The sequence below is a fragment of the Cupriavidus pampae genome (assembly GCF_914271485.1).
GTDB lineage: Bacteria > Pseudomonadota > Gammaproteobacteria > Burkholderiales > Burkholderiaceae > Cupriavidus > Cupriavidus pampae.
The window spans coordinates 192,456-206,509 of sequence record NZ_CAJZAG010000005.1 but is presented as its reverse complement, the minus strand read 5'-3'; the positions used below and the strand labels follow the sequence as shown (position 1 = coordinate 206,509).

Here is a 14,054-nt window from a genome sequence, read left to right as displayed (position 1 = left end):
GTGCGATTCGATAAGGGATCGTGCACGGACGTGGGGCGAACCTCGCCTCGCGTCGGTGTCGATTGAGATCAAATATTGCATACAAAGCTGGCATGCCGTTTGCGTTGTCAGAGGCCATCGACAATTCGCCTCCGACAACAAGGACCTGCCACTTATGTTTTCGAATGCCTTCGCCTCTCGCGCCCGTCGCGCTTTTCTGCTGGCCACCGCGGCCGGCGCCTGTCTCGCCAGCCTGACGTTGTCCGCACCGGCTCGTGCCGATGCGCTGGACGACGTGACCAAGGCTGGCGTGCTGCGCGTGGCCGTGCCGCAGGACTTTCCGCCGTTCGGCTCGATCGGCGCGGACATGGCGCCGCAGGGTCTGGATATCGACGTGGCCGCGCTGATGGCCAAGAAGATGGGCGTCAAGCTGCAACTGGTGCCGGTGACGAGCACGAACCGCGTGCCGTACCTGCAGACGAAGAAGGTGGATCTGATCATCTCGAGCCTGGGCAAGAACCCCGAGCGCGAGAAGGTGCTCGATTTCTCGGAAGCCTACGCACCGTTCTATAACGGCGTCTTCGGCCCGGCCGACATGGCCGTGAAGTCCGCCGCCGATCTGGCGGGCAAGACCGTGGGCGTGACGCGTGGCGCGGTGGAAGACCTCGAACTGAGCAAGATCGCGCCGGCCAGTGCCACGATCAAGCGCTACGAGGACAACAACGCGACGATCTCCGCGTTCCTGTCGGGTCAGGTGCAATTGATCGCCACCGGCAATGTGGTGGCCTCCGCGATCATCGCCAAGCATCCGCCCAAGACGCCGGAAACCAAGTTCCTGATCAAGAATTCGCCGTGCTTCATTGGCCTGAACAAGGGCGAGACGCGTTTGCAGGAGAAGGTGAACGCGGTGCTGGCCGAGTCGAAGAAGGACGGTTCGCTGAACTCGCTGTCGATCAAGTGGCTGCTGCGTCCGCTGCCGGCACAGCTCTGATGCGCGAACGCTGAGTTCGCGCAATGGCATATCAGTTCGATTTCACGTCGATCCTCGGCTACACCGACGTCCTTGCCAAGGGCGTCGCCGTGACCGCGCAGCTGACGCTGACCGGTGGCGTCATCGGCGTGGCCGTGGCTATCCTCGGCGCGTGGGCACGGACCGAGGGGCCGCGCTGGCTGCGCGCGGTGGTGGGGGCGTATGTGGAGGTCATCCGTAATACGCCGTTCCTGATCCAGCTGTTCTTCATCTTCTTTGGCCTGCCCAGTCTGGGCGTGCAGTTGCCGGAGATGGTCGCCGCGTCGCTGGCGATGGTGATCAACCTTGGCGCCTACGGTACGGAGATCGTGCGGGCGGGCGTGGCCGCCACGCCGCGCGGCCAGTATGAAGCGGGTGCAAGCCTGGCGATGTCGCGTGTGCAGGTGTTCCGGCACGTGGTGCTGCGTCCCGCGCTGCAGAAGATCTGGCCCGCGCTGTCGAGCCAGATCGTGATCGTGATGCTCGGGTCGGCGGTCTGCTCGCAGATTGCCGCGCAGGACCTGACCTATGCGGCCAACTTTATCCAGGGCCGTAACTTCCGCGCGTTCGAGGTGTATCTGGTCAGCACGCTGATCTATCTGGCGCTGGCATTGTTGCTGCGCCAGTTGCTGCGCGCGTTGGGCCGACGTCTGTTTGCGAGGGGCGCACGATGATCGAGTTTTCGACGTGGGACATCGTCCGCAACCTGTTGCTCGCGGCGCGATGGACCGTGCTGCTGTCGCTCGTTGCCTTCCTCGGTGGTGGGGTAATGGGGTTGCTGGTGCTGTTTGGCCGCACGTCGCGGCGGGCATGGTTGCGGCGCGCGACGTGGGTCTATATCGAGGTGTTCCAGGGCACGCCGCTGCTGATGCAGCTGTTTCTCGCGTTCTTCGGGCTCGCGCTATTTGGTGTCGATGTGCCGGCATGGCTGGCGGCCGGGCTGGCGTTGACGCTGTGGACCGCCGCATTCCTCGCCGAGATCTGGCGCGGCTGCGTGGAGTCGATTCCGCGCGGGCAGTGGGAAGCCTCGGCGAGTCTGGCAATGGGCTACGTGCAGCAGATGCGCCACGTGATTCTGCCGCAGGCGCTACGCATCGCGGTGGCGCCGACGGTCGGGTTTGGTGTGCAGGTGATCAAGGGCACCGCGCTGGCGTCCATCATCGGCTTCACCGAGCTGTCGAAGGCCGGGACGATGATCGTCAATGCGACCTTTCAACCATTCACCGTTTATGCGGCCGTGGCGCTGATGTATTTCGCGCTGTGCTGGCCGCTCTCGCAATTCAGCAGGAAGCTCGAGGAGAAGTTCCATGGCGCTCATCGCCATTGAGGATGTCCGCAAGTCGTACGGCGCCAACGAGGTGCTGAAGGGAGTGTCGCTGTCCGTGGAGCCGGGCGAGGTGATCGCGATCATCGGCAAGAGTGGTTCGGGCAAGAGCACGCTGCTCCGCTGCATCAACGGGCTCGAGCAGATCGACGCGGGCGCGATTACCGTGGCCGGCGCGCATCTGGCCGACAGTGAGTTGCAACTGCGCGCGCTGCGGCTCAAGGTCGGCATGATCTTTCAGCAGTTCAACCTGTTTCCCCACCTGAGCGCGGGGCGCAACGTGATGCTGTCGCCGACCATCGTCAAGGGCGTGTCGCAAGCCAAAGCGCGTGAACTCGCGGAGATCAACCTTGCACGTGTGGGATTGGCGGCGAAGTTCGATGCCTATCCCGATCAGTTGTCCGGCGGCCAGCAGCAGCGCGTGGCGATTGCCCGCGCGCTGGCGATGGAGCCGACCGCGCTGCTGTGCGATGAAATCACGTCGGCGCTGGATCCCGAACTGGTCAACGAAGTGCTACAGGTGGTGCGCGGTCTCGCGGCCGACGGCATGACGCTGCTGATGGTCACGCACGAGATGCGCTTTGCGCGTGAGGTGTGCGATCGCGTGGTGTTCATGCATCAGGGGCGGGTGCACGAGGTCGGTGCGCCGGAGACCGTGTTCGCCAATCCGCAGACCCCCGAATTGCAGCAATTTCTTGGCATGGTGGCGGCCTGATCTCTCAGGAACGGGCAACGCGACGCGCACAATATATACGCTGTCATTGGGGTCTTCGCAGGTGCCATACGCGCGCCTGAATTTTGTGGCAGGCTCCTCCTCGCGTGCGTGCGCATTCGACTCCCCCGATGCGCGCACGCTGACCTACCCCCGCCTGGAGGTGTGCCATGACCCAACGTCAATTTGGTGAATTTCCGTTCAACGAACAACAGGACGTCGCTGCGGTCGTCCAGTTGGTTGGATTGATGCCGCAGGACTTCGAGATCTCCGATGTCAATGGCACATCGGCTCGCCAGGTGACAGTCAAGCGCCAGAGTACCGGCGCGGCCAGCGTCTACGACGCGGGGCCGGGCACGACGTGGGTGGAGGAGTTCGAGAGCGATCTCGAATGCGGGTTGTTCGGGCAGGTTTCGCACTAACGCGTCAGTCAAGTCGAGCGCGTAGCGGACTGAACGATCGACGCACCTGCGATCAACTCTTTGAGTAGCGACAGCGAGGCTACTGCCGGCATGCGGTAGGGGTCGAGCTCACCCTGCGCCGAGTACTTGAGCAGCGTGGCGGGGTTGAGCCGGCCGGCGTTGACGCGGCCCATCGACCAGACCGAGAACTCGCGCTCGGCGATTTCCTCGAAATGCAGGAGTACCACGTCCTCGTGGCGCGGGTCGCGGCCGATATTGAGAAACAGCCGCGACACCGCCGCGCGTTCGCCCTCGAGTGCCTGCAGGAAAATGCCATTGCCGTGGCACAGCACGCCGGTGATGCCATGGCGCGCGTTGCCATTCATGCTGGTTTCGAAGATCGCATCGAGCGTGGCGGCCTCGAGAGGTTGCTTCGCTCGGCTTGCGTAGAGCAGACGGACTAGCATGGAGGAAGGTCTCCGGTATCAGCCGCGGTTGAGGTGCAGCAGCGTGAGGAACTCGCGGCGCAGCTTGTCATCCTTGAGGAACGAGCCACGCATCACGCTGTTGGTCATCTTGGCATCGGTATCGCGCACGCCGCGCCAGTGCATGCAGAAGTGCTCGGCTTCCATGACGATGGCGAGACCGTCGGGGTTCATCTTTTCCTGCAGCAGGTCCGCGACCTGTGAGACCGCCTCTTCCTGAATCTGCGGCCGGCACATGATCCATTCGGCCAGCCGCGCGTATTTCGACAAACCGATCAGGTTCGAATGCCGGTTCGGCATGACGCCGACCCACAGCTTGCCGATGATGGGGCACAGATGGTGCGAGCACGCGCTGCGCACGCGGATCGGCCCGACGATCATCAGTTCGTTGAGTTGCTCGACGTTCGGGAATTCGGTGATCTCGGGTGCGCGCGCATAGCGGCCCGCGAAAATTTCCTTGAGGTACATCTTGGCCACGCGCCGCGCGGTTTCGCGCGTATTGTGATCCTGATCGACATCGATCACGAGCGTGCGCAGGACTTCCTCCATGCGCGCTTCCACTTCCGCCTGCAATGCGTCGAGCTCACCGGGCTCGATGAACTTCGCAATATTGTCGTTGGCATGGAAGCGCTCGTTGGCGGCCAGCAGCCGCGCACGGATTCGCTCGGAAACGCCGCGCTCGGATATGCCGGATATGTCGGATACGCTGGGTTGGCCGGGATGATCCTGATCTGACATGTAGAACCGCTGTGCGTGTTGGGGGGCGCCATCGTGCGCAATGCTTCACTATATGGCAGTTCGAATGTCGCTACAACCGTGCTGGTGCCGGGATTTGGGCGGCAATTTGCCGCGCTGCCGCAATGAACTGCTGGACATGACGGTCATCCGTGTCCTGTTGCGTTGCCAGCGCGATGCCGATGCGGGCGGCGGGGCGGGGGCTGGTGATGCGAAGGAAACGGACGCGGCGGTTGGTATAGCGCGCGGTGACGCCGGGGACGAGCGCGACGCCCAGGCCGCTTTCGACGAGGCTGACAATGGTTTGCACCTGCACGGCTTCCTGCGCGATGCGCGGGACGAACCCGGCTTGCTGGCACATCAGCATGGCCACAGCCTGGAGGTTGGGCACATCGGCGCTCGGGTGCATGATGAACGGTTCGTTGGCGAGCGTCTTGAGTGCGATACCGGTTTGCTGCGCGAATGCGCTGTCGGCCGGCACGGCCGCGACGAATGTGTCCGACTCCAGCGGGAGCAGCGAGAACGGGCCGCTGCTAAGGATCGGAAAACGCACGAGACCGGCGTCGAGCTGGCCGCGTTCGATGCGGTCGAGGATCGACGCCGAGGTCGATTCGTGCAGGATCAGCTCGATGCCCGGATGCGTGTCGCGAAACGCCGGAATCAGCTTCGGCAGTAGCGCATAGGTGGCGGATCCGACAAAGCCGATACGCAGCGCGCCACGTTCGCCATGGGCCGCCGACACCGCGGCGGCGCGCGCCTGATCGGCGTGGAACAACGCGCGCCGTGCATCGTTGAGCGCCGCTTCTCCGGCCTGCGTCAGGCGCACCCCGCGCGTGGTGCGCACGAACAGCGGCGTGCCGAGCTCGGCCTCGAGCTTGCGGATCGAGATCGACAGCGGCGGCTGCGCCATATGCAGACGCTCGGCCGCGCGATGGAAGTTGCCGGTTTCGGCAAGCACGACGAACTGCTGCAGCTGGCGCAGATCCATGGTGATATCCAATCAATATCGGTTATTAAAAAACTAATATTAGACGGAATACTACCTGCTGGACTAGTCTGTGGCCTCAACCATGCGGCAAGTCATGGACACTCACAACTACAGGAGACCCGGCATGTTGCCTCTTTCCGGTATTCGCGTGGTCGATCTGTCGACCGTCGTCATGGGTCCCTATGCGAGCCAGTGGCTGGCCGATCTCGGTGCCGAGGTGATCAAGGTGGAAACGCCCGACGGCGATTCCACGCGCCGCACGGGGCCCGCGACCGAGGACGGCATGTCGGCGATCTTCCTCGGCGTCAATCGCAGCAAGAAGAGCGTGGTGCTCAACCTCAAGCAGCCGGCCGCGCAGCAGGCGTTGCATCGGCTGCTGGAGACCGCGGACGTTTTTCTGCACAGCATGCGGCCGCAGAAGCTCGGCAAGCTCGACCTCGATCCGGCGAGCGTGATGGCGCGCCATCCGCGACTGGTCTACGTGAGCCTGCTTGGCTTTGCCGAAGATGGCCCGTACGGCGGCCGACCCGCGTATGACGACATCATTCAGGGCCTGTGCGGCAACGCCGCGCTGATGGCGGCGCAGACCGGCACGGTGCGCTACTTCCCGACCATTGCCGCCGACAAGACCAGTGGCCTCGTGGCCGCGCTGTCGATCTCGGCCGCATTGGCCGGCCGCGAGCGCAACGGTGGCAAAGGCACGTTGGTGGAGGTGCCGATGTTCGAGTCGATGGTGGCGTTCAACCTCGTCGAGCATCTGTACGGCCAGCATTTCGAGCCGCCGCGCGCGCAGGCTGGCTATCCGCGCGTGCTGGCGCCGCTGCGCCGTCCGTATCAGACCGCCGACGGCTACGTCTGCATGATGCCGTACACCGATACGCACTGGCGCGACTTCTTCCGCGCATCAGGGCGCGACGACCTGGCGAACGATGCGCGCTTTGCCGATATCGCGGCGCGTACGCGACATATCGAGACGCTGTACGAGATGACGGGCGAGATCGTGCGCGAGCGCGGCACCGACGAATGGCTCGGCATCTGCGAGGACCTGCAGATTCCGGTGGCACGCGTGAACGGGCTGGACGAACTGATCGACGATCCGCACCTGCGTGCCACGGCGTTCTTCGACGAGGTGAAGGATCCGGCCATGGGCACGCTGCGTTTTCCGGGCGCGCCGGTGCGCTTTGACGGTGCGCGTGGTCACGCCGCGGTGCCGCCGCGGCTGGGCGAGCATACGCGCGAGGTGCTGGGCGGCATCGGCCTGAGCGACGCGGAGATCGACGCGCTGCGCTAACCCCATCGCTAACCCCTTACATACCGAGGAGACGACATGAGCGACACACCCCAACGCCTGGGACAAGGCTTCTACTGGCAGGACATTCGCGAGGGGCAGGTGTTCGAGACTTTCCGTCGCACCGTGACGGAGACCGATCTGGTCAACTTTATCTCGGTCACCGGGATGCTCGAGGCGATCTTTATCGAGGAAGGCTACGACGCGGGCGCGATCAAGGGGCGGCCAGTGCCGGCGGCGCTGACGTATGCGCTGATCGAGGGCTTCATCCTGCAGACCATGATTCAGGGCACCGGGCTGGCCATGCTCGAATTGACGCAGAAGATTCATGGCCCGGTGCTGGTGGGCGACACGATCGGCGCGCGTATCACGGTGACCGGTGTGCGACCGACGTCGAAGAGCGGGCGCGCGGTGGTGGACTCGTCGATCGATGTGTTCAATCAGCGCCAGGAATGCGTGATGACATATACCGCGCGGCGTCTGCTGGCAGGGCGCGAATAAACGTTGTAGTGACGGTTTTTACCGGAGGAGACAAGCATGCCATTGAAGAGCAAAAATGCCGGGCATATCCAATACACGCCGTCGCGCCGCACCTGGCTGCTCGCGCTGACGGGTATCGCGCTGGGGGCAGCCATCGCGCCGCAGGCCGCGCGCGCGTCGGCGTATCCGGACCGGCCGATCCGGCTGGTGGTGCCGTTTCCGCCGGGCGGCCCGACCGATCTGGTCTCGCGCGTGATCGCGAAGAAGATGTCCGACGAACTGGGCCAGCAGGTGCTGGTAGACAACCGCCCGGGAGCCAACGGCAATATCGGCAACGAGATCGTGGCGAAGTCGCCGGCGGATGGCTACACGGTGCTGTACAACACCTCGTCGATCGCACTGAGCCCCGCGTTGTACAAGAAGCTGCAATACGACGTGAAGCGTGACCTGCTGCCGGTGGCGATGACCGCGAACGTGCCGCTGGTGCTCGAGGTCAACGCGCAGGTGCCGGTGAACACCGTGCCCGAATTCATATCGTGGGTGAAGGCGAATCCCGGCAAGTTCACGTATGGCTCGGCCGGCAACGGCAATGTCACACACCTGGCGGCGTTTCTCGTGTTGCAGGCCAATGGGCTCAACGCGGTGCACGCGCCGTACAAGGGCAGTGCCCCCGCGCTGACGGATCTGGCCAGCGGGCAGGTGCAGTTCATGACCGACACGATCAACTCGTCGCTGCCGTTTATCCGCGACAAACGCATGAAGGCGCTTGCAGTGACCAGCAGCACGCGTAGCGCGCAGTTGCCCGAGGTGCCGACGCTTGCGGAATCGGGTATGCCGGGGTTCGAGGCGGGGGCATGGCAAGGGATGATGGTGCCGGCCAGGACGCCGCCCGAGGTGGTCAAGCGGCTCAACGCGGCGGTGCTCAAGGCGCTGGCTGCGTCCGATGTGCGCGCGAGTCTCGCGTTGCAGGGCGCGGAGCCGCGGGGTAGCTCGCCGGAGGCTTATGGCAAGTACCTGACGCAGGAGCTCGACCGCTGGCAGAAGGTGGTCAAGGACTCCGGTGTCACTTTGGATTGACGGCTGGATTGATATCTGGACTGCTGCAAGGAATCTCATGACCGGTATCTTCGCCACCTTCTCGCTGACCTCGCTGCCGCCTTCGGCGGCGGCGTTCCGTCGCGAGGTCAAGGCATTCTTGCGGGAGCATCTGCCGGCATTGCCGCCGGATGTGCGCGCGCGTTCGTGGATGGGTTTCGATCCCGCGTTCAGCCGGGCGCTGGCGCGGCGCGGCTGGGTGGGCGTGACGCTGCCGCATGACTACGGTGGCGCGGGGCTTGATGCGTTTGCGCGCTTTGTGCTGGTGGAGGAACTGTTGGCGTGCGGCGCACCGGTGTCCGCGCACTGGATTGCGGATCGGCAGAGCGGGCCGCTGATCCTGCGTTACGGCAGCGAGGCGCAGCGTGCGTTTTATCTGCCGCGGATCTGTCGTGGCGAGGCGTTCTTCTGCATCGGCATGAGTGAGCCCAATGCGGGTTCGGATCTGGCCAGTGTCACGACGCGCGCGGTGCCATTGGACGGTGGCGGATGGCGGCTCAATGGCCGCAAGATCTGGACGACCAATGCGGACCGTTGCCAGTACATGCTCGCGCTGGTGCGTACCTCGGGCGAAGCGGGTGATCGGCAGAAGGGCTTGTCGCAGGTGGTCGTGGATCTGTCCGCGCCAGGCGTCACGGTGCGGCCGATTCGCGATCTTGCAGGCGATGCGCATTTCTCGGAAGTGAGTTTCGAGGACGTGTTGTTGCCGGCCGATGCGTTGATCGGCAATGAAGGCGCGGGCTGGGAGCAGGTGAATGCGGAACTCGCATTCGAGCGTAGTGGCCCCGAGCGACTCTATTCGAGCGTGGTGCTGCTCGATGCGTGGCTCGATGCGCTACGGCGTTTGTCGGTGATGCAGCAGGATATGGCGACGGTGGGCCGCTTGCTGGCCAGGCTGGCGACGTTGCGTGCGATGTCGCTGGCGGTGACGGCGCGGCTGGCGGCGGGGGAGAGCCCGCTGGTCGAGGCGGCGCTGGTCAAGGATCTTGGCACCGCGCTCGAGCAGTCGATTGGCGAGCTGGCCGAGGCCGCGCTGGGCGACGATCCGGCGCTGGCCGCCGATGCGGATCTGTATCGCACGGCGGTCTATGTGAATCAGATTGCGCCGACCTATTCGCTGCGCGGCGGTACGCGCGAGATCCTGCGCGGCATGATTGCGCGCGGGCTTGGATTGCGTTGAGCGGGGGATAACGCAATGGATAACGCGATGGAAAACGAGTATTCGGATGCGCTGGAGGCGCTGCTGCGCGATCGATGCACGCCGGCGTGCGTGCGCGCGATTGAAGCGGACGACGCTGCCTCATCCGATGCGCTGTGGCAGGCGTTGCAGGAGAGTGGGTTTGCCGATTGCCTGCTGCCCGATGCGGGGTTGTCGCTCGGCGATGTGGTGCCGATGCTGGTGGTGATGGGGCGCTATGCGATGCCGTTGCCGCTCGCGCAGACGATGTTTGCGCGAGCGGTGTTGCAGGCTGCGGGAGTGGGTATTCCGGATGCGCCGATTGCATTGGCGACGTTCGATGGCGCGCCACGCGTGCACGTGGCGGATGGCGCCGCCGCGCAATACTTTCTCGTGCAGGACGGCAAGCGCGCGGCGCTGTTGTCGCGCGAGGCGGTGGATGTGGCCCGCACGGGGGCACATGGCGATCTTGGTGTGACCATCGCGCGCGCATCGCTCGATGCGTCAGCGTTTGCGCTGCCGCATGGCACGTTGCGCACGATCGGTGCGACGTTGCATACGGCCTTGATGGCGGGGGCGATGACGCGGGCGTTCGAGCTGACGCTGCAGTACGCCAACGATCGCGCGCAGTTTGGTCGGCATATCGGCAAGTTTCAGGCGATCCAGCATCAGATCGCGCTGCAGGCGGAGCATGTGGCCGCCACGCGCGTGGCGGCGCAGCTGGCTTGTCACGGCGATGGCTGGCAGCCGGATGCGATGCGTGCCGCGCTCGGCAAGTGTCAGGCGAGCGAGGCGGTGCAGGCCGTGGCGTCGATTGCACATGCGGTGCATGGGGCGATCGGTGTCACCGAGGAGTACGACCTGCAGCTGTTCACGCGGCGCTTGCATGCGTGGCGCATGGCCGATGGGTCGGATCTTTATTGGGGGCGGGTGATTGGAGACGCTGCGCGTGCGGCCAGCTTGCCAACGGTCGATCTGGTTCGCGCGTGGGGTGGAGAGGCGGCCTAGATCGACTGCGCGGCCAGCGCGGCGATCAACGCAATGGGCGTCACGATCGCGCCGATGCGCAGGAATTGCATGGCGCTGACCATATGGCCCTCGCGGCGTAGCGCGGTGAGCCACAGCAGCGTGGCCAGCGAGCCGGTGACCGACAGGTTGGGGCCGAGGTCGACGCCGATCAGCACCGCGCCGGTGACGGCTTCCGAGGCGTGGCCGGCTGACAGCGCGGAGGCCGCAATCAGGCCCGCGGGCAGGTTGTTGACGATGTTGCAGGCGATGCCTACCAACACGCCTGCGGCCATCGTGCCGAACCATCCCGTGAGGTCATGCGGATGCGCGGACAGCCAGGCGATCCAGCGTGCGAGTTGCGCGATCACGCCGGTGTGGGCCAGGCCCGCCACCAGCACGAACAGGCCAGCCACCAGCGGCATCACACCCCATGACACTTCGCGCACGGCAGGCACCAGCAGGCGCGGCTGCGTGGCGCATACCGCCGCGAGTGTCACCAGCCCACCGATGCACGACGGCCAGCCCAGGTCGCGGCCCAGCAGCGAGGCGGTCAGTAGCGCAACGCCCGTTATCACGATGCCGGCGGTGGTCAGCCACGCCTGCAGCGTCAGCGGTGGAGTGGGGACGTCATCGGCAATGCGCTCGGCCAGCGCATCGCGTTGGGTCCAGTAGAGCATCGCGAACGTCACGACGATCGCGATAATCGACGGCAGCGTGAAGCGTGCGAGCCAGGCCGCCAGCGGTGGCATGCGCTCGCCGAACAGCACGAGATTGGCGGGGTTGGAGATCGGCAGCGCAAAGCTCGCCGCGTTGGCGATGAATGCGCAGGCGAACAGATAGGGCAGCGGTTGCTTGACGCGCGCCGCGCGTGTGGCGGCCAGCACGGCGGGCGTCAGCACCACGGCCGTGGCGTCATTCGACATGAAGATCGTGACCGCGATACCGAAGCCGTAGACCAGCGCGAACAGCCGCCGCGCGGACCCGCGCGCGCGGCGCACGGCCAGCGCGGCCACATGGTCGAACAGTCCGGTCTTGCGGGCCAGTTCGGAGATCAGCATCATGCCCGCGAGAAACAGATACACGTCATGGCCGCGGGCGACGGCGGCCCACGCGTCGGCCAGCGGCAACAGGCCGGCCACGCACAGCGCCACGGCACCGGCCATGGCCCAGCACCATTCGGGCAGGCGGAATGGACGCAGCAGCACGCCAAGCGTGGCGGCACACGCAATGCTCCAGATCAGGGGTGAGGACCAGGCGGACAAGATTGTTTGTTCTTTTGGATAGATGTCACTGGTCGGGTCAAAGCTGGCCGGGGCTGCGCGGTGTGGCAGCCGGTACGCCAAGCGCGGGGCCCGCAGTGCCGACGTTGCCGTCTCGCACGACAGCAGGCACGCCAAGGCCGTCGCCGGCAGGTGCGCTGCCTTCGAACGGCGCCTCGGTTGTCGCAGCCGGTAGCGGGAAGCCGATCGAGGCCATCGCGTGGACGCCTTCCGGATACTCCGTGTACGCCCAGTCGCCATTGATGCGCGCCACGCCAGCCGGCGCCGCGAACAGCGACACCGGCACGCCGGCAAGGCGGCCTTCCATGTAGCCCGCCCAGATCGGCAGCGCGGTGGTCGCGCCGAACTCGCGCTTGCCTAGCGGGCGATTGTCGTCGAAGCCCATCCACGCGACCGTGACGATCTCCCCGGCATATCCCGCAAACCACCCATCGATCGAATCGTTGGTCGTGCCGGTCTTGCCCGCGATGTCCTCACGCTTCATATAGCGCCGCACGCCGGTGCCGGTGCCGGCATCGACCACGCTATGCAGCAGGCTGTCCATCACGAATGCATTGCGCTCGGAGATCACGCGCGTGGGCGCGGTGTTACCGGCGGACGATTCGGCCTGAAACAGCACGTTGCCCTCGCCATCGGTGATCTTCTGGATCAGATAGGGCTCCACGCGATAGCCGTGGTTGGCGAACACGCCGTACGCAGCCGCGAGCCGCATCGGCGACGTGGTGCCGGTGCCAAGCGCCATCGGCAGGTAGGGCGGCAGGCGGTTCTTCGAGAAGCCAAAATTGCTGGCGTATTCGATCGCATACGGAATGCCAATCTCGCGCAGTGTGCGAATGGCCGGCAGGTTGCGCGATTCGGCGAGTGCCTCGCGTACCGGAATCGGGCCGACGAAGCGGTCATCGTCGTTGGACGGCTGCCATTTGGGATCGTCGAGCGGCGCGTCGTTGATCAGCGTGCCCGGCGAAACGCCACGCTCGAGCGCGGCCGAGTAGATAAATGGCTTGAACGTCGAGCCCGGCTGCCGCTGCGCCTGCGTGGCATGGTTGAAGCGGTTCACCTGAAAATCCGAGCCGCCGATCATCGCTTCGATCGCGCCGGTCTGGCTGTCGAGCGAGATCAGCGCGGCCTGAGGCGTGGTACCGCCATGGCGCTGGCCATATTTCTCGATGCCCGCGTGCACGGCGTCATACGCCATGGTCTGCCGCACCGATGACACGGTCGTGTAGACATTGATGCCGCGCGTGTACGCATCATCGCCAAAGCGGTCGTGCGCGAGCTGGCGGGCGAGTTCGGCGACGTATTCCGCGTGGCCCGCATAGCGTCCGTTGCCCTCGGCCACCACGGCGATTTTCTCGGCACGCGCATCGCGATACTGATCCTGCGTGATCATGCCAAGCGCAAGCATGCGGCCAAGCACGTATTCCTGCCGACGCGTGGCCCGCGGCAGGTTCACCACCGGATTCATGGTCGAAGGCGCCTTGGGCAGGCCCGCGAGCATCGCGGTTTCAGCCAGCGAGAGGTCGGCGAGCGGCTTGCCGAAGTAGGCCTGCGCGGCGCTGCCGAAGCCATAGGCGTGCTCACCCAGGTAGACCTGGTTCATATAGAGCTCGAGCACGCGATCCTTGGGCAGCGAACGGTCGATCTGCCAGGCCAGCAGGATTTCGTACCACTTGCGGGACAGCGTCTTTTCGCGCGACAGGTAGAAATTGCGCGCCACCTGCATCGTGATGGTGGACGCGCCCTGCGAATAGCCTTCGCCGATATTGGCGAGCGCCGCGCGGATCAGGCCCGAGAAGTCCACCCCGACGTGCGAGTAGAACTGGTCGTCCTCGGCCGCGAGCAGCGCTTCGGTCATGCGCTTCGGCATGCGTTCGATGGGGATGAACTCCCGGTGCTCGGTACCGAATTCACCGATCAGCGTGTTGTCGCTGGTAAAGATGCGCAGCGGCACGTCGGGCCGGTAATCGCGCAGGGCATCGATCGAAGGGAGCTGCCGCAGGCTGACCACCGCAGCAAAGCCGGCGAGCAGCACGCCAGCGGCCGCCAGCCCCGCAACGGCGGTAGCGGCCCAGATTGCGATTTTTTTCATGGCC

Annotated in this window: 15 protein-coding genes; 10 read left to right on the top strand and 5 right to left on the bottom strand. The window is 65.1% G+C overall.

Features of this window, described 5'->3' with window-relative positions; genetic code table 11:
- The first annotated feature begins 154 nt into the window (after positions 1–154).
- The 5 genes from LDO41_RS14045 to LDO41_RS14025 all read left to right on the top strand — a co-directional run bounded on the left by LDO41_RS14045 (position 155) and on the right by LDO41_RS14025 (position 3,446).
- Entirely contained in the window at positions 155–970 is an 816-nt protein-coding gene (locus LDO41_RS14045; RefSeq protein ID WP_223989101.1) for a transporter substrate-binding domain-containing protein, read from the top strand.
- Between the two features lie 23 nt (positions 971–993).
- The gene (locus tag LDO41_RS14040; protein WP_223989099.1) at positions 994–1,662 is read left to right on the top strand and encodes an amino acid ABC transporter permease; all 669 of its coding nucleotides are present in this window, start codon (positions 994–996) and stop codon (positions 1,660–1,662) included.
- Positions 1,659–2,315, top strand: coding sequence for an amino acid ABC transporter permease (locus LDO41_RS14035; RefSeq protein ID WP_223989097.1), 657 nt, complete (start codon positions 1,659–1,661; stop codon positions 2,313–2,315). Before LDO41_RS14040 ends, LDO41_RS14035 begins: the two co-directional genes overlap by 4 nt.
- The gene (locus LDO41_RS14030; RefSeq protein WP_223989095.1) at positions 2,296–3,027 is read left to right on the top strand and encodes an amino acid ABC transporter ATP-binding protein; all 732 of its coding nucleotides are present in this window, start codon (positions 2,296–2,298) and stop codon (positions 3,025–3,027) included. The genes LDO41_RS14035 and LDO41_RS14030 overlap by 20 nt, the downstream gene beginning before the upstream one ends.
- 167 nt (positions 3,028–3,194) lie before the next feature.
- Positions 3,195–3,446 carry a hypothetical protein gene (locus LDO41_RS14025; RefSeq protein ID WP_223989093.1) on the top strand — a complete coding sequence of 84 codons (252 nt, stop codon included), beginning with the start codon at positions 3,195–3,197 and terminating at the stop codon, positions 3,444–3,446.
- Positions 3,447–3,454: 8 nt separating this feature from the next.
- Here LDO41_RS14025 and LDO41_RS14020 read toward each other — a convergent pair whose 3' ends face one another.
- From LDO41_RS14020 to LDO41_RS14010, 3 genes are all read right to left on the bottom strand, one after another.
- Entirely contained in the window at positions 3,455–3,892 is a 438-nt protein-coding gene (locus LDO41_RS14020) for a BLUF domain-containing protein (RefSeq protein WP_223989091.1), read from the bottom strand.
- A gap of 18 nt (positions 3,893–3,910) precedes the next feature.
- Positions 3,911–4,648, bottom strand: coding sequence for a GTP cyclohydrolase I (gene folE / locus LDO41_RS14015; RefSeq protein ID WP_223989089.1), 738 nt, complete (start codon positions 4,646–4,648; stop codon positions 3,911–3,913).
- A gap of 70 nt (positions 4,649–4,718) precedes the next feature.
- On the bottom strand, positions 4,719–5,633 hold the full coding sequence (locus LDO41_RS14010) for a LysR substrate-binding domain-containing protein (RefSeq protein WP_223989087.1): 915 nt from the start codon (positions 5,631–5,633) through the stop codon (positions 4,719–4,721).
- A gap of 124 nt (positions 5,634–5,757) precedes the next feature.
- Between LDO41_RS14010 and LDO41_RS14005 the strand changes: the two genes are divergently transcribed.
- Genes LDO41_RS14005 through LDO41_RS13985 form a run of 5 tightly spaced genes read left to right on the top strand, consistent with a single transcriptional unit; the run spans position 5,758 to position 10,681 of the window.
- Positions 5,758–6,924: a CaiB/BaiF CoA transferase family protein gene (locus LDO41_RS14005; protein WP_223989085.1), complete on the top strand. Its 1,167-nt coding sequence runs from the start codon at positions 5,758–5,760 to the stop codon at positions 6,922–6,924.
- Positions 6,925–6,960: 36 nt separating this feature from the next.
- Positions 6,961–7,422, top strand: coding sequence for a MaoC family dehydratase (locus LDO41_RS14000; protein ID WP_223989083.1), 462 nt, complete (start codon positions 6,961–6,963; stop codon positions 7,420–7,422).
- Positions 7,423–7,458: 36 nt separating this feature from the next.
- Entirely contained in the window at positions 7,459–8,478 is a 1,020-nt protein-coding gene (locus LDO41_RS13995) for a Bug family tripartite tricarboxylate transporter substrate binding protein (RefSeq protein WP_223989081.1), read from the top strand.
- 37 nt (positions 8,479–8,515) lie between these two features.
- The gene (locus tag LDO41_RS13990; protein WP_223989079.1) at positions 8,516–9,676 is read left to right on the top strand and encodes an acyl-CoA dehydrogenase family protein; all 1,161 of its coding nucleotides are present in this window, start codon (positions 8,516–8,518) and stop codon (positions 9,674–9,676) included.
- A 27-nt stretch (positions 9,677–9,703) separates the two neighbouring features.
- Positions 9,704–10,681 carry an acyl-CoA dehydrogenase family protein gene (locus LDO41_RS13985; RefSeq protein WP_223989614.1) on the top strand — a complete coding sequence of 326 codons (978 nt, stop codon included), beginning with the start codon at positions 9,704–9,706 and terminating at the stop codon, positions 10,679–10,681.
- On the opposite strand, the gene LDO41_RS13980 is transcribed toward LDO41_RS13985, so the two are convergent.
- Positions 10,678–11,943: an arsenic transporter gene (locus tag LDO41_RS13980; RefSeq protein ID WP_223989077.1), complete on the bottom strand. Its 1,266-nt coding sequence runs from the start codon at positions 11,941–11,943 to the stop codon at positions 10,678–10,680. The two genes, LDO41_RS13985 and LDO41_RS13980, sit on opposite strands and share 4 nt — an antisense overlap.
- 37 nt (positions 11,944–11,980) lie before the next feature.
- Positions 11,981–14,050: a penicillin-binding protein 1A gene (locus LDO41_RS13975; RefSeq protein WP_223989075.1), complete on the bottom strand. Its 2,070-nt coding sequence runs from the start codon at positions 14,048–14,050 to the stop codon at positions 11,981–11,983.
- Positions 14,051–14,054 lie beyond the last annotated feature (4 nt).

Excerpts from the sequence above, each read along its gene's own strand:
- LDO41_RS14045 (WP_223989101.1), top strand. The coding sequence starts at position 155 with ATGTTTTCGAATGCCTTCGCCTCTCGCGCCCGTCGCGCTTTTCTGCTG.
- LDO41_RS14040 (WP_223989099.1), top strand. The coding sequence starts at position 994 with ATGGCATATCAGTTCGATTTCACGTCGATCCTCGGCTACACCGACGTC.
- LDO41_RS14035 (WP_223989097.1), top strand. The coding sequence starts at position 1,659 with ATGATCGAGTTTTCGACGTGGGACATCGTCCGCAACCTGTTGCTCGCG.
- LDO41_RS14030 (WP_223989095.1), top strand. The coding sequence starts at position 2,296 with ATGGCGCTCATCGCCATTGAGGATGTCCGCAAGTCGTACGGCGCCAAC.
- LDO41_RS14025 (WP_223989093.1), top strand. The coding sequence starts at position 3,195 with ATGACCCAACGTCAATTTGGTGAATTTCCGTTCAACGAACAACAGGAC.
- LDO41_RS14020 (WP_223989091.1), bottom strand. The coding sequence starts at position 3,892 with ATGCTAGTCCGTCTGCTCTACGCAAGCCGAGCGAAGCAACCTCTCGAG.
- folE (WP_223989089.1), bottom strand. The coding sequence starts at position 4,648 with ATGTCAGATCAGGATCATCCCGGCCAACCCAGCGTATCCGACATATCC.
- LDO41_RS14010 (WP_223989087.1), bottom strand. The coding sequence starts at position 5,633 with ATGGATCTGCGCCAGCTGCAGCAGTTCGTCGTGCTTGCCGAAACCGGC.
- LDO41_RS14005 (WP_223989085.1), top strand. The coding sequence starts at position 5,758 with ATGTTGCCTCTTTCCGGTATTCGCGTGGTCGATCTGTCGACCGTCGTC.
- LDO41_RS14000 (WP_223989083.1), top strand. The coding sequence starts at position 6,961 with ATGAGCGACACACCCCAACGCCTGGGACAAGGCTTCTACTGGCAGGAC.
- LDO41_RS13995 (WP_223989081.1), top strand. The coding sequence starts at position 7,459 with ATGCCATTGAAGAGCAAAAATGCCGGGCATATCCAATACACGCCGTCG.
- LDO41_RS13990 (WP_223989079.1), top strand. The coding sequence starts at position 8,516 with ATGACCGGTATCTTCGCCACCTTCTCGCTGACCTCGCTGCCGCCTTCG.
- LDO41_RS13985 (WP_223989614.1), top strand. The coding sequence starts at position 9,704 with ATGGAAAACGAGTATTCGGATGCGCTGGAGGCGCTGCTGCGCGATCGA.
- LDO41_RS13975 (WP_223989075.1), bottom strand. The coding sequence starts at position 14,050 with ATGAAAAAAATCGCAATCTGGGCCGCTACCGCCGTTGCGGGGCTGGCG.